Here is a 13,577-nt window from a genome sequence, read left to right as displayed (position 1 = left end):
CGGCATCATCCGCTACGAAGGTCATCCATGCCCCACAGCCAAACCTCTGCACCTCGCGACAGCCGGGCCGGCGTACGCCTCGCGCGCGGAGCATCGCCGTGGCTTCTCCCGACCGTCGCCACCGCAGCACTCAGCCTGGCCAGGGCCCGCCGCTCCGGCGTCGCCAAGGCCGTCGCCGTGCCCGCCACCGCTCTCGCGGCGGGCATGCTGTGGTTCTTCCGCGACCCCGAGCGCGAGATCGCGAAGGGCCGGGTCATCTCCCCCGCCGACGGTGTGGTGCAGAGCATCATGCCGTGGAAGGACGGACGGACCCGCGTCGCGATCTTCATGAGCCCGCTCAATGTCCATGTCAACCGCGCGCCCCTCGCGGGCACGGTGACCTCGGTCGAGCACATCCCGGGCGGCTTCGTTCCCGCTTTCAACAAGGAGAGCGAGAACAACGAGCGGGTCGTCTGGCACTTCGACACCGAGCTCGGTGACATCGAGATGATCCAGATCGCCGGCGCGGTGGCCCGACGCATCGTCCCCTACATCCCGGAGGGCACGAAGGTCGAGCAGGGTGACCGCATCGGTCTGATCCGCTTCGGCTCGCGCGTCGACATCTACCTCCCCGAGGGTGTCGAGATCGCGGTCGAGGTCGGTCAGAAGACCGTGGCTGGGGTGACTCGCATTGACCGTGATTGACCCGGAGACCCAGGCAGGCTGGGTGCCCGAGGCCGACGAGGCGGACGAGGAGGAGATGCCTCTCTCCCTCCGCCTGTCGATAGCGGACACCCTGACCCTCGGCAACGCCACGTGCGGATTCATGGCGGTGTACTTCACCACCACCGGCATCCTCATCCCGCACCTCACCGGCAGCCAGGAGTCCGGCATGGCCCGCCACAGCGCGGCCACGGCGGTCATCCTCATGCTCTGCGCGGCGGTCTTCGACCTCTTCGACGGGCTGGTGGCGCGCAAGCTGCGCTCCTCCCCCATGGGCGCCGAGCTCGACAACCTGTCGGACCTGATCAGCTTCGGCCTCGCACCGGCGTACTTCGTCCTGGTCTACGGCATGGTCGCCGACGACGCGCACCAGCGGGTGGCGGCGGTCGGCGCGATCGTGGTTCTGCTGGCGGTCGTGCTGCGGCTCGCGAGATTCTCCTGCGTGACCGTCAAGGACGGCATGTTCCAGGGCATGCCCTCGCCGTTCGGCGCGCTGACGGTGGTCTCGATCGTCCTGCTGGAGCTGCCCTTCGTGGCGACGCTCCTGGCGATCCTCGGCACCGCCTGGCTGATGGTGAGCCGCGTGGAGTACCCCAAGCCGCGGGGCCGCCTCGCGGTGGCGATGCTCTCCTGGATCGTCCTGAGCATGGGACTGCTGACCGCCTGGGCCTTCGACGCCCCCAGCGGCCAGCTCCTCCTCCAGACCGGCTGCGCCCTGCAGCTCGTCATGGGCGCGGTGATCCCGCTGTTCGCCACGGCCCGCCGGGTGAACAACTTCCGCGACAACCGGCGCGAGACGCGGGCGGCGCAGCTGCCGTAGCGCACGCCGCCGTACACGGACACGCCGAAGGGCCCGAGCTCGAAACCGAGCTCGGGCCCTTCGGCGTTGCCCGCCGGACACCTCGAACAGCCCCGGGCGGCCGGGCGGCCCTGGCTCTCAGGTGACCGCGGGTGTCCCGGCCGGAATCACATGACCCCGCGGACCCTGACGGCCCCGAGCACCCCGGCGCCCCGGGCGGCCTCAGGGAACCCGGCGCCCCGGGGAAACCCGGTGCCTCAGGCAACCCCGGACAGCCGGGCGGCCCGGGGCCCGGGGGTGCCCCGGACGGAATCACATGGTCCCGGGGACCCTGGCGGCCTCAAGCATCCCGGCGGCCTCGGGGAACCCGGTGCCTCAGGCGACCCCGGACACCGGGCGGCCCTGGACGCCGGGCGGCCCGGGGCCCGGGGGTTCAGGTGACCCCAGGTGCCCCGGACGGAATCACATGGTCCCGGGGACCCTGGCGGCCTCAAGCATCCCGGCGGCCTCGGGGAACCCGGTGCCTCAGGCGACCCCGGACACCGGGCGGCCCTGGACGCCGGGCGGCCCTGGACGCCGGGCGGCCCTGGACGCCGGGCGGCCCTGGACGCCGGGCGGCCCTGGGCCCGGGGGCTCGGGTTTCCCGGACAGATTCACAGATCCCGCGGACCCGAGCGGCCTCAAGCATCCCGGACAACCCTGGCGGCCTCGGGGAACCCGGTGCCCCGGGCGGCCCGGGGGCCTCAGGTCCTCGGGGATGCCGGGGGCCTCGGGTCCTCGGGGATCTCGGGGTCTCAGGTGAGGAAGTCCCGGGCGATCGACTCGGCCACCGTCTCCAGGATCGGGCCCGCCTCCGCGATGCACCGGGCCACGTCGGGTTCGGCGTCGGTCAGGGGGTACGCCCTGCGGATACCGGCCCGGCCCAGCGCCTGAGGCGCCAGCGCGAGGCGCCCGCACACCGCGACGACCTCCTTGTCCGCGGCCCGGGCGGCCGCGGCGACACCCGCGGGCGCCTTGCCGTGCAGGGTCTGCTCGTCCAGCGAGCCCTCCCCGGTGATCACGAGGGACGCCCGCGCCAGCGCCGGCGCGAAGCCCAGCACGTCCAGCATGACCTCGATGCCCGGGCGGAACCGCGCCCCGAGGAGCAGGGCCCCGTAGCCGATGCCGCCCGCCGCGCCGGCCCCCGGCGCCTCGGCGAACTCCGCGGCCCTCGGCCCGACGGCCTCCTCCAGCACTCCGGCGAAGTGCGCCAGCGCCGCGTCCAGCGCGCGCACGTCCTCCGGCGAGGCCCCCTTCTGCGGGCCGTACACCTCGGGGGCGCCCTTCGGCCCGGTCAGCGGGTTGTCCACGTCGCTGGCGAGGACCAGCTCCACCTCGGCCAGCCGCGCGTCCAGGCCCGACAGATCGGCGGACGCCAGCGAGGCGAGCCCGCCGCCGCCCGGCGGCACCGGCACCCCGTCGGCGTCGAGGAAACGCGCCCCGAGCGCGGCCAGCATCCCGGCCCCGCCGTCGGTGGTCGCGCTGCCGCCGACACCGAACACGATCGTGCGGGCACCCTCGTCCAGCGCGGCCCGCAGCAGTTCCCCGGAGCCGTACGTGGACGCCGTGAGCGGCGCGAAGACCCCCTCGGGCAGCCGCTGGAGTCCGCTCGCCTCGGCCATCTCCACCACGGCGGTGCGCCCGCGCAGCGCGAACGCGGCCGTCACCTCGTCGCCGAGAGGCCCGGCGACCCGCACCTCATGGCGCTCGAACCCGGCCGCGACCGCCGCGGCCACCGTCCCGTCACCGCCGTCGGCGACCGGCAGCGCCTCCACCTCCAGGTCCGGCACGACCCGGCGCAGCCCCGCGGTCACCCGCTCGGCGACCTGCACCGCCGTCAACGACCCCTTGAACTTGTCCGCGGCCACGAGCACCCTGCGGGTGCCCTCCAGTGCAGCGTCAGCCACCTTGCCATCCCCTTGCTCTCCGAGCCTTGCGCACGTCAAGGCAGTCGCGCCGCTGCGACCATAACCGCAACGCGACACCGCCGTCATGCCCCCTTCCGATGCGTGGAACCGGGCCACGGCGGGCGGGACGGGCCGCGACGGGGTACACCTTCAGCCATGACCTCTGCGGGCATCGACACGACCCCGACCGCCGCGGCCCTCGCCGACCGCGTCCTCGGGGGCTGGCTCGGCCGGATCGCGGGGAACATGCTCGGCAAGCCGGTCGAGCAGGGCGAGGTGTGGACCCGCGACCGGATCGACGGCTATCTCCGCCGGGCGTCCGCCCTGCCTCTCACCGACTACCTGCCCGAGCCGCCGTCCGAGGCCGACCGGCTCGCGCTGCGCCCCGAGTGGCGTGCGTGCGTACGCGGCCGGATCCACGGCAGCTGCCGCGACGACGACGTCGACTACGCGATCCTCGGCCTGCACCTGCTGGAGCGGCACGGCTTCGCGTTCAGCACCGAGCAGGTCGGCGACCTGTGGCTGCTGTCCCTGCCGTACCTCCAGACGTTCACCGCCGAGCGGGCGGCGTACCGCAACCTGGCGAACGGGCTGCGGCCGCCGCTGACGGCGACGTACGACAATCCCTGCCAGGAGTGGATCGGCGCGCTGATCCGCGCCGACATCTACGGCTGGACCTGCCCCGGCGCGCCGCGCCGGGCGTCCTCGCTGGCCCGCCGGGACGCGGTGCTCTCGCACACGGGGAACGGGGTGTACGGCGCGATGTGGGCGGCGGCGCTGGTCTCGGCGGCGTTCACCGCGGTGTCCGTGCGCGACGCGCTCGACGAGGCGCTGTCGGTGATCCCCGGCGGCAGCAGGCTGGCCCGGACCGTGCGCCGGGTGACCGCGCTGCACGACAGCGGTCTGTCCTGGGAGGCCACGCTGGGCACGCTCGCGGAGGAGACCTCCGGGCTGAGCTGGATCCACACGGTCCCCAACGCCGCCGTGATCACCGCCGGTCTCCTCTACGGCGACGGCGACTTCACGCGCACGATCGCCCTCACCGTCCGCGGCGGTCTCGACACCGACTCCAACGGGGCCACCGCGGGTTCGGTGGCCGGCGTGCTGACGGGCGCGCGGGGGATCCCGCCGCAGTGGACGGACCCGCTGGAGGACACCGTGCGCAGCGCGGTGTTCGGCTTCGACGGCGTGCGCATCAGTGAGCTGGCCGGGCGCACCCTGCGCCTGGTGGGGTCCGGCGGCTGACGGGGCCGTCCGCCGGACCGCCGGTGCGCCCCTGTGCGCCCGTCGTCCGGGCCGGTGCCGGGCGGGCCGGGCTCGTTACCCTTCGGGGATGACCACTGCCGACTTCGCCGCGTACATCGCCGGCCTGCCGCGTGTCCTGGCCGGTGCGGCCGCCCTGTTCCGGGACGCCGAGGGGCGCGTCCTGCTCGTCGAGCCGAACTACCGCGAGGGCTGGGCCCTGCCCGGCGGCACGGTGGAGTCCGACGACGGGGAGACCCCGCGCCAGGGCGCACGGCGGGAGACGGCCGAGGAGATCGGCCTGGACCGGAAGCTCGGGCGGCTGCTCGCGGTGGACTGGGCGCACGGCACGGGACGGCCGCCGCTGGTGGCGTACCTGTACGACGGCGGAGTCCTCGGCGAGGACGACCTGAAGGCGATCCGGCTGCAGGAGACGGAGCTGCTGTCCTGGCGGCTGGTCGCCCGCGAGGACGTCACGGCCCATCTGCCGGGCGCCCTCGGTCTGCGCGTCCTGGCCGCGCTGGACGTCCTGGACTCGGGCTCGGGCACGGCCGAGCTGGAGAACGGCCGCCCGGCCGGCTGACGCCGCGGGTCCGGTTCAGCCCTCCACGTCACGGGGCCGGGCGTCGCGCTCGTGCAGTGCCTCGTCGCGCTCCAGGACCCGCGCCTCGGTGCGGTGCCCGCGCTGGATGTAGTCACGGACGACGAGCTCGACGGCGTCCTGGGGGTTGCCGACCCCGGAGAGCACCATGGCTTCCACGACGAGTTCGGCGTCGAGCGAGATGTTGACCTTGGCCATGCCCGGACGCTAGCAGGCCCGGCTCTCCCGCGGCAGCCCGGTCACTGGTCGCGGCGGTCGAGGACGTCGTAGTGCGCCGATCGCCGGTCGAAGTCCGAGAGCACGGCCCGGGCGGCCGCCGGTACGTGCGCCGTCTCGTAGTCCTCGCCCATGAACGCCTGGACGGACGCGAGGGACTCGAACCACATCAGGGTCATGAACTCCACGTCGTCGTCCCGCTCGCGCCGGACCAGGTCGATCGAGAGGAACCCGGGGATGTCCCGCTCCTCGATCCCGGGGATCACCTCCCCGCGGACGATGCGCTCGTACGCGTCGGCGTTCTCCTCGGTGGTCCAGCCCCGCCACACTCGACAGATCATGGACGGAGTCTAGGCAGGGCGCCGGGGCCGTGTCCGCCGTTCCGCGCGACGCGGCCCGGCCGCCGGCGGCTCCTCCCCCGCACCGGGGCGGCTCGCATAACCGTTCGCCCCGCGCGCGCATGCGGCCTAGGCTCGGCGCATGACCAGGCCGCTTGTCGCCGTCCTCAGCGGAGCGGGGATCTCCACCGACTCCGGCATCCCGGACTACCGCGGGCCCGACGGGCTGTGGCGGAAGGATCCCGGAGCCGAGAAGCTCGTGACGTACGAGTACTACATGGGCGACCCGGAGATCCGGCGGCGGGCGTGGCGGATGCGGCGGGAGAGCCGTGCGCTGGAGGCCGAGCCGAACGCCGCGCACCGGGCCGTGGCCGAGCTGGAGCGGTCCGGGGTGCCGGTGCGGGTGATCACGCAGAACGTGGACGGGCTGCACCAGCTCGCCGGGATGCCCGCCCGCAAGGTGTTCGAACTGCACGGCAGCGCCCGCAGCGTCGTGTGCACGGCGTGTCACGCGCGCGGCCCGATGGAGGACGCGCTCGCCCGGGTCGAGGCCGGTGAGCAGGATCCCGCGTGCCGTGGGTGCGGGGGCGTCCTGAAGCCGGCGACCGTCATGTTCGGTGAGCGGCTCGACCCCGTCGTCCTCGGCGACGCCCTCGCCGTCACCAAGGCGTGCCAGGTCTTCGTCGCCGTCGGCACCAGTCTCCAGGTGCAGCCCGCCGCCGGGCTCGCGGGCGTCGCCGCCGACCACGGGGCCCGGCTGATCATCGTCAACGCCGAGCCGACACCGTACGACGAGCGCGCCGACGAGATCGTGCGCGAGCCCATCGGCACGGCCCTGCCGAAGCTGCTGCGCGGGCTCTCGTCCCGGCCGGCCCCGACGGGTCGATACACCTAGGGTCTGATGCCGTCGCAGGTGATGCGGAGGTGGCGGGGGCCGCGCAGTACGGCGTTCTGCCGGTAGGGGGGCGGGTCCTCCAGGAGGCGGGGGTTCTCCAGCCTGCGGGCCAGTTCCGTGAGGGCGAACTGGGTCTCCAGCCGGGCCAGGGGCGCGCCGAAGCAGCTGTGGATGCCGCTGCCGAGGCCGAGGTGCTGGATGTCGGGGCGGTCCGGGTCGAAGCGGTCCGGGTTCTCGAAGCGCCGGGGGTCGCGGTTGCCGGACGCCAGGACCAGCCAGAGGGCGGATCCCTTGGGGATGGTGACGCCGCGGACCTCGATGTCGGCGAGGGTGGTCCGCTGCGGCACCAGCTGCACCGGCGGCTCGTAGCGCAGCAGTTCCTCGACGAGAGGCACGGCCAGGCGCGGCTCGGTGCGCAGCCGCTGGAGGACGTCGGGGTGGCGCAGCAGGGTCAGCATGCCGTTGGTGATGAGGTTGACCGTGGTCTCGTGTCCCGCGATCAGCAGCAGCGCGGCCGTGCTGAGCAGCTCCATCGTGGTCATCGGGCCGTCCTCGCCCTCGGCCGTCGCCAGCTGGGAGAGCATGTCCTCGCCCGGGTTCTTGCGGCGCTCCTCGATCAGACCGGCCAGGTACATGCCCAGCTGCATACGGGCGTCGTGCGCGTCCTTGCCCCGCTCGGCGGGGTCGGCGTCCGGGTCGGGGTCCAGGCTCGCGGCGAGGGTGTCCGCCCAGACGTGGAAGCGCGCCTCGTCCTCGCGCGGCACTCCGAGCAGCCGGCAGATCACCGTCACCGGGAAGGGGTACGAGAACTGCTCGACCAGGTCGATGCGGCCCGGGTCGCCGATGCCGTCGATGAGGCCGGTGACGATGCCGTGCAGTTCGGGGCGCATCTCGTCGACGCGGCGGGGCGAGTGCGGCGGGCCGAAGGGCCGGTTCGTCATACGGCGCAGCCGGTCGTGCTCCGGCGGGTCGAGCTTCAGGAAGCCCGGCGGCAGGGCGCCCTCCTCCTGGGACGCCCCGGGCAGCGGGTCGGTGGTGTGCGAGGCGAGGTTGCGCGCGTCGGAGCTGATGCGGGGGTCGTGCAGAAGGCTGCGGATCTCGTGGTACGTGCTGATCACGTACGGCCCGTCGTCCTCGTGGTGGACCGGCGTCCTGCGCAGCTCTTCGTAGATCGGGTACGGGTCGGCCCGGTTGGCGTGGTCCAGGATCCGGTGCAGCAGGGATTGCGTCATGGCAGGTCCTCGTGGCCGTGCGGGTCAGTGCGCTGGGGTGAACGTCATCCGGCGGTCGGCCGGCGAGTATCCGCTGAGGGTCACGGTGGGGCCGTGGGTGGGGACCGAGGGGTCGGGGAAGTCCGCGTCGACCGGCCGCTGTCCGTCCGGGTGCCGGTCGACGGTGGGGAACGACGGCGGGAACGGCGCGGTGGCCTCGATCAGCTCCTGGTAGAACGGCAGCCACCGGGCCTGGTCGAAACCGACGGCGCCGATGACACGCCCCTGGTACCCGTAGACGCCGACGAACCGGCGGCTCGCGAGCGACCCTTGCGCGATCAGGATCTCCGTGCCCATCGACGGCACCCCGACCGACTTGATGTTCACCCCGAACTGCGAGGACCAGAAAGCCGGCACCTCCATGTGGGGAATCCGGCCGGCGCTCTCGCTGAGCATGTTGTGCGCCGCGATCTCCGCCTGGGCGACCGCGTTGCCCCAGTGCTCCAGGGACAGGAACTGGTAGCCGAACAGGGGGTGCGGGCAGCGGGCGACGTCACCCGCGGCGTAGATGTCGTCGGTGACGATCCCCCGGATGTCGAAGGCGCGGCAGCCGGCGTCGCAGGCGATGCCCCGGGGGCCGGCCCCGAGCCCGGACCCGGCGAGCCACTCGGTGTTGCGGAGGGCACCGAGGGAGACGATCACGACGTCGGTCTCCACGGCGGAGCCGTCGGACAGATGCGCGGCGCGCACCCGTCCCGCGGCGTCGCCCTCCAGAGCGGTCACCATGACCCCGCACCGCAGGTCCACCCCGTGCTCGCGGTGCATCTCGGCGGCGACCGCGCCGACGACCCCGCCGAGCGCGCCGACCAGGGGTGACGCGCCGCGTTCGGCGACGGTGACGTCGATGCCGCGCTCACGGCAGGCGGAGGCGATCTCCGAGCCGGTGAACCCGGCCCCGATGACGAGCACCCGCCGGGGGCCCTCGGCGAGCCGCCGGGCGAGCGCGGCGCCGTCGTCGCGGGTCCGCATCACGAACACGCCGTCGAGCTCCGCCTCGGCCTCGCGCGGCCACGGCCGTGCCCGGACACCGGTGGCGATCAGCAGCCGGTCGTAGGGCACTTCGCCGCCGTCGGCCAGCCGCACCCGCCGGGCCGCCATGTCCAGGCCGGTGGCCGCCGAGCCGAGCCGCCAGGTCGCGTCGACGAAGCGCAGCCTGGGCAGCGCGGTGCGGCCGGCGTCCGCCCTGCCCAGCAGCACCTGCTTGGACAGCGGGGGCCGGTCGTACGGTTCGTACGGTTCGTCGCCGATCATGGTCAGGGACCCGGTGAAGCCCTTGGCCCGCAGCGTCTCGGCGGCCCGAAGGCCGGCCAGTGAGGCGCCGACGACGACGATCCGGCCGTCCCGCCTGAGCTGCTCCAGCGATCCGTCACCGGGCATCGGACACCGCCTCGGCCGGTACGTCCACGGCGTCCACGAGGATGGCCTGGACGGGGCACGCCGCAGCGGCCTGGGCCAGCTTCTCGCGCTGTGCCTCGTCGGCCTCAGGGTCGTACAGCAGCGCCTCTTCGCCGTGCATGGCGAAGACGTCGGGGGCGAGGAACGCGCACTGGGCGTAGCCCTGACAGCGGTTCAGGTCGACGGCAATCCTTACCACGGGATGGGTCCTCTCCTACGGCCCGGTCAGCCCTCCTGCGCCCACTCTCGGCGGCCGCACGGCATGCGGCGACGAGAAGGAGACCGTTCGGGTGAGCGGTGAGCGGTGCACGATGCGTGGTGGGGGCGGCGGGCGACGAGCCCTGCGGCGCGGCAGGTTCAGGCCGGGGCGGGACGCCGGCCCCGCAGGATGTGCACGCCGAGGACGAGCGCCCATGCCGGCAGGACCAGTTCGGACCAGGGCACGTTCGCCCCCGCCACGAGCAGGGTCAGGCCCGTCAGATAGCCGAGGACGACGAGGGGGCGCGGCAGCACGCCGAGCCGGCGGCCGATGGTCGAGGCCGTGAGGACGAACACCGCCGCCATCCGCATGGCGTACGTGGTCAGCAGGGTGTAGGCGAGATGGCGGCCGAAGGACGAGCCCTGCTGGCCGTCGGCGAACACGCTCCCGGCCGCCGCGCCCGCGGCGAACAGGGTGGCCACGAAGACCAGGCCGCTGCCCAGGAACACGGTGGCGACGAACCGGTCCTCGCCCTCGCCGGCCTGGGCGCGCAGAGCGCCCATGAACCACAGGAACGCGATCCCGGCGAACGGCAGCAGCTCCAGCGCGGTCCGTACGGCGCCGCGCTGTGCGGCGCCGACGGTCGCGTCGCCCCCGTCGGCGCCGCCGGGCAGGGCGATGCGCATCAGGACGATCGCCGCGGCCGTCAGGAGCGCGAACGCCACCCCGGCCACTCCGGCGGCCCGGGGGGTGGCGAGACGCTCGTACCTGCGCCTCATGGTCGCTCGTTCTCCGCCGAAGCGGCCGGCCGCCGGGGCCGGGCCGGGGTGGCCACGGGCTCAGCCGAGGAGGCGGCGCTTCTGCTCCGCGAACTCCTCTTCCGTCAGCACCCCCTGTGCCTTCAGTTCGCCCAGTTCCTTGAGCTGCGACAGCTTGCTCGACATGTCGTCCGCCGCGGGGGCCGCGGGCGCGGGGGCCGGCTGCTGCTGCTCGTACTGCTGCTGCTGTTCGTAGCTCTGCTGCGCCCAGCGGCCGGCCTGGCGGCGTGACACTCGGTTCGACACCGCGGTGGCGGTGCCGGCGACGACGGCGGTGCGCGCGACACCGCGAAGCAGTCCGGGCATGTCCCTCATCTCCTCGTGACGACCTGGTGGTGTGTCCGCCGGTCAGGCGGCCGCGGGTCCGGCACCGGGCGGCGTGGACTCGGCGGCCTCCAGAGAGGCCAGAAGGGCCTGGACCGGGATGCGGCCGCCGGCCACCATCTGGGCCCCGCCGCGGCGCAGCTCACGGGCGAGCGGGGCGGCCCACAGGTTCTCGTAGACCAGGAGGGCCGCGGAGTTGCCCGGCTCGATCGCCGCTCCGGCCTCGTCGAGGTCGTCCCCGCCCATGAGGCCGGAGGAGGCTCCCTCGAAGACGGACAGGTCCACCTCGCCGCCCACGTCGGTCAGCTCCAGGACGGTGACGGTGCCGTCCTCGTCCTTGCGGATGAAGAGGAGGTCGAGGACGCGGATGATGCCGCGGTCCACGAGGTCGACGAGCAGTGGGAGTCCCTTCCCCGTCATCCGGTTCCCCGGGAACTCGACGACCAGGTAGTCGACGGGCCCCATCTCTTCCACGTCGTCACTCATGGTCTCTCCTCATGGGCGGACGTCATCGGGTTCCGGCGTCGTCGCCGGACCACCACCCATTCCACCACCGGGCGGTGGGGCCCGCATGTCGTCGGGCGTGCCGCGGGCGTCAGAAGAGCGCGGCCCCCTGTTCGAAGTCCAGCAGGCGCTGTTTGCGGTCGAGGCCGCCGCCGTAGCCGGTGAGGCTGCCGTCGGAGCCGACGACGCGGTGGCAGGGGACGATGATGCCGACGGGGTTCTTGCCGTTGGCGAGGCCGACCGCTCGGGAGGCCCCCGGGTTGCCGAGGGCGTCGGCGAGTTGGCCGTAGCTGCGGGTCTCTCCGTAGGGGATCCGGGTGAGCTGGTCCCAGACGGCGCGCTGGAACGGGGTCCCCCGGAGGCGGAGTTCAAGGGTGAACTCCTTCAGCTCGCCCGCGAAGTAGGCCCGCAGCTGCTCCGCGGGCTCGTCGAAGAGCGGGTCGTCCTCGCGGGGCCCGAAGGTCTCCTCGGCGGGACGGTGGCGCTGGCCGGCCATGTAGAGGCCGCACAGGACGCCGTCGTCGGCGACGAGGGTGAGCGGACCGTAGGGGCTGTCGACGACCGTGTGCTGCTTCATGGTGTACGTCCTCATACCGGAAGGATGTTGATCGGGTGGCTGTCGGTCGCCCACAGGTACTGCACGGCGTAGGCACGCCACGGCCGCCAGGCCGCCGCGCGGGCGGTGAGGGCGGCCGGGGTGGAGGGCAGCCCCAGTTCCTGCGCGGCGCGGCGGACGCCCAGGTCGGTGGGGAGGAAGGCGTCGGGGTCGCCCAGGGCGCGCATGGCGATGACGTCGGCGGTCCACGGGCCGAAGCCGGGCAGCGCGAGGAGCTGGGCGCGGGCGGCGGCCCAGTCGCTCTCCACGCCCAGGTGCAGGCTGTGGTCGGCGAGCCGGCCCACCAGCGTGGTGAGGGTCGTACGGCGGGTGCGGGGCATCGCGAGCGACTCGGGGTCGACGGCGGCGAGCGCCTCGGGGGTGGGGAACAGATGGGTGAGGCCGCCCTCGGGGTCCTCGACGGGGTCGCCGTGGGCGGTGACCAGCCGGGCGGCGTGGGTGCGGGCGGCGGCCGTGGAGACCTGCTGGCCCAGGACGGCCCGTACGGCGAACTCGGCCTCGTCCACCGTGCGCGGCACCCGGCGGCCGGGCGCCTTGTCCACCAGGGGCGCGAGCAGCGGGTCGGCGCGCAGCTGGTCGTCGACGGCGGCCGGGTCGGCGTCCAGGTCGAGCAGGCGGCGGCAGCGGCTGATGGCGACGGTGAGGTCGCGCAGGTCGCTGAGGGTGAGCCGGCAGGCGATGTGGTCGGGCGCCGGTGTCAGGGCCACGATGCCGTGTCCGTAGGGGAGGCGCAGGGTGCGGCGGTAGGCGCCGTCGCGCCACTCCTCCACGCCGGGGACCGCGGTCGCGGCGAGGTGTCCGAAGAGGTTGTCGGGGTTGAGCGGGGCGCGGAACGGCAGGCGCAGGCTCAGGGCGCCGTTGTGGACGCTCCTGCGGGGCGCGCGGGCGCGCAGCTCGGTGGGGGTGAGGGCGAAGACCTCGCGGACGGTGTCGTTGAAGGTGCGGATCGAGGAGAACCCGGCGGCGAACGCGATGTCCGCCATGGGCAGTCCGGTCGTCTCGATGAGCAACCGCGCGGTCTGGGCGCGCTGGGCGCGGGCCAGGGCCTGGGGTCCCGCGCCCAGCTCGGCGAGGAGCTGGCGTTCGATCTGCCGGGTGCTGTACCCGAGCCGGGCGGCGAGGCCGGGGACGCCCTCGCGGTCCACGGTGCCGTCGGCGATGAGCCGCATGGCGCGGGCCACGAGGTCGGCCCGCCGGTTCCACTCCGGGGAGCCGGGGCTGGTGTCGGGGCGGCAGCGCTTGCAGGCCCGGAACCCTGCCTGCTGGCAGGCGGCGGCGCTCGGCAGGAACGTCATGTTCTCCGGCTTGGGCGGCACCCCCGGGCAGCTCGGCCGGCAGTAGATCCGGGTGGTCAGGACCGCGGTGAAGAACCAGCCGTCGAAGCGTGCGTCCTTGGACTGCACTGCGCGCACGCAGTGCTCCCGGTCGGTGTGCATCCCCTTCTGCATGCGTCCAGCATCCGGTACCGGCGCGGGCGGGGCTGGCGAGAATCCGACATGGACGTCGGCTGTCCTGCACCCACCCGGATCGACCCGGACCGGACCGCCCTCCGGACCGGACCGGGAACCGGAAGCCACGGGGCCGACGGCCGGGACCGCCCTCCGGACGAAGCGAGGCCCGGTCCAACACCGGACCGGGCGAGAAACCGGCCGCACCCCGGGCAGGGACCAGCCGGGACCCGGGCCGGATCAGCCGACCGACCCCGAGCAGG

At 74.0% G+C, this 13,577-nt stretch carries 16 protein-coding genes; 5 read left to right on the top strand and 11 right to left on the bottom strand.

The window, feature by feature from the left end; all coding sequences use genetic code 11:
* The first annotated feature begins 27 nt into the window (after positions 1–27).
* Both ACIQGV_RS02190 and pssA read left to right on the top strand, forming a co-directional pair.
* Positions 28–684, top strand: coding sequence for a phosphatidylserine decarboxylase (locus ACIQGV_RS02190; protein WP_402489140.1), 657 nt, complete (start codon positions 28–30; stop codon positions 682–684).
* 22 nt (positions 685–706) lie between these two features.
* Positions 707–1,522, top strand: coding sequence for a CDP-diacylglycerol--serine O-phosphatidyltransferase (gene pssA / locus ACIQGV_RS02185; protein WP_402489506.1), 816 nt, complete (start codon positions 707–709; stop codon positions 1,520–1,522).
* 773 nt (positions 1,523–2,295) lie between these two features.
* Here pssA and ACIQGV_RS02180 read toward each other — a convergent pair.
* Positions 2,296–3,432, bottom strand: coding sequence for a glycerate kinase (locus tag ACIQGV_RS02180; RefSeq protein ID WP_402489503.1), 1,137 nt, complete (start codon positions 3,430–3,432; stop codon positions 2,296–2,298).
* A 171-nt stretch (positions 3,433–3,603) separates the two neighbouring features.
* Between ACIQGV_RS02180 and ACIQGV_RS02175 the strand changes: the two genes are divergently transcribed.
* Positions 3,604–4,692 (top strand): ADP-ribosylglycohydrolase family protein, encoded by a 1,089-nt coding sequence (locus ACIQGV_RS02175; protein ID WP_402489137.1) that lies wholly within the window; start codon positions 3,604–3,606, stop codon positions 4,690–4,692.
* A gap of 88 nt (positions 4,693–4,780) precedes the next feature.
* Complete coding sequence (locus tag ACIQGV_RS02170; RefSeq protein ID WP_402489135.1) at positions 4,781–5,272, top strand: NUDIX domain-containing protein; 492 nt, start codon at positions 4,781–4,783, stop codon at positions 5,270–5,272.
* 15 nt (positions 5,273–5,287) lie between these two features.
* Here the strand turns inward: ACIQGV_RS02170 and ACIQGV_RS02165 are convergent, their stop codons facing one another.
* Together ACIQGV_RS02165 and ACIQGV_RS02160 are read right to left on the bottom strand one after the other, a co-directional pair.
* On the bottom strand, positions 5,288–5,488 hold the full coding sequence (locus tag ACIQGV_RS02165) for a type II toxin-antitoxin system VapB family antitoxin (RefSeq protein WP_402489133.1): 201 nt from the start codon (positions 5,486–5,488) through the stop codon (positions 5,288–5,290).
* A 41-nt stretch (positions 5,489–5,529) separates the two neighbouring features.
* Positions 5,530–5,847: an antibiotic biosynthesis monooxygenase family protein gene (locus ACIQGV_RS02160; RefSeq protein WP_402489131.1), complete on the bottom strand. Its 318-nt coding sequence runs from the start codon at positions 5,845–5,847 to the stop codon at positions 5,530–5,532.
* A 139-nt stretch (positions 5,848–5,986) separates the two neighbouring features.
* On the opposite strand from ACIQGV_RS02160, the gene ACIQGV_RS02155 reads away from it, so the two are divergent.
* A complete protein-coding gene (locus ACIQGV_RS02155; RefSeq protein ID WP_402489129.1) occupies positions 5,987–6,739 on the top strand; it encodes an SIR2 family NAD-dependent protein deacylase in 753 nt (250 codons plus the stop codon).
* On the opposite strand, the gene ACIQGV_RS02150 is transcribed toward ACIQGV_RS02155, so the two are convergent.
* From ACIQGV_RS02150 to ACIQGV_RS02115, 8 genes are all read right to left on the bottom strand, one after another.
* On the bottom strand, positions 6,736–7,971 hold the full coding sequence (locus tag ACIQGV_RS02150; RefSeq protein WP_402489126.1) for a cytochrome P450: 1,236 nt from the start codon (positions 7,969–7,971) through the stop codon (positions 6,736–6,738). The genes ACIQGV_RS02155 and ACIQGV_RS02150 overlap by 4 nt on opposite strands.
* Positions 7,972–7,995: 24 nt before the next feature.
* Positions 7,996–9,387, bottom strand: coding sequence for an NAD(P)/FAD-dependent oxidoreductase (locus ACIQGV_RS02145; protein ID WP_402489124.1), 1,392 nt, complete (start codon positions 9,385–9,387; stop codon positions 7,996–7,998).
* Positions 9,377–9,604 carry a ferredoxin gene (locus ACIQGV_RS02140; protein WP_402489122.1) on the bottom strand — a complete coding sequence of 76 codons (228 nt, stop codon included), beginning with the start codon at positions 9,602–9,604 and terminating at the stop codon, positions 9,377–9,379. Before ACIQGV_RS02140 ends, ACIQGV_RS02145 begins: the two co-directional genes overlap by 11 nt.
* 158 nt (positions 9,605–9,762) lie before the next feature.
* Positions 9,763–10,383, bottom strand: a complete 621-nt coding sequence (locus ACIQGV_RS02135; protein ID WP_402489119.1) for a hypothetical protein — start codon at positions 10,381–10,383, stop codon at positions 9,763–9,765.
* 60 nt (positions 10,384–10,443) lie between these two features.
* The gene (locus ACIQGV_RS02130) at positions 10,444–10,728 is read right to left on the bottom strand and encodes an SHOCT domain-containing protein (RefSeq protein ID WP_402489116.1); all 285 of its coding nucleotides are present in this window, start codon (positions 10,726–10,728) and stop codon (positions 10,444–10,446) included.
* Positions 10,729–10,770: 42 nt separating this feature from the next.
* Positions 10,771–11,232 carry a DUF6325 family protein gene (locus tag ACIQGV_RS02125; RefSeq protein WP_402489114.1) on the bottom strand — a complete coding sequence of 154 codons (462 nt, stop codon included), beginning with the start codon at positions 11,230–11,232 and terminating at the stop codon, positions 10,771–10,773.
* Positions 11,233–11,341: 109 nt separating this feature from the next.
* Positions 11,342–11,827, bottom strand: coding sequence for a methylated-DNA--[protein]-cysteine S-methyltransferase (locus tag ACIQGV_RS02120; protein WP_402489500.1), 486 nt, complete (start codon positions 11,825–11,827; stop codon positions 11,342–11,344).
* An 11-nt stretch (positions 11,828–11,838) separates the two neighbouring features.
* Positions 11,839–13,314: an AlkA N-terminal domain-containing protein gene (locus ACIQGV_RS02115; RefSeq protein WP_402489111.1), complete on the bottom strand. Its 1,476-nt coding sequence runs from the start codon at positions 13,312–13,314 to the stop codon at positions 11,839–11,841.
* Positions 13,315–13,577 lie beyond the last annotated feature (263 nt).

Origin of the sequence: Streptomyces sp. NPDC093094 (assembly GCF_044754345.1) — a bacterium.
In the GTDB taxonomy this organism is placed as follows: Bacteria; Actinomycetota; Actinomycetes; order Streptomycetales; family Streptomycetaceae; genus Streptomyces.
Note: the sequence above shows the minus strand (reverse complement) of the source record. Positions and strands in the feature narration are given on the sequence as shown.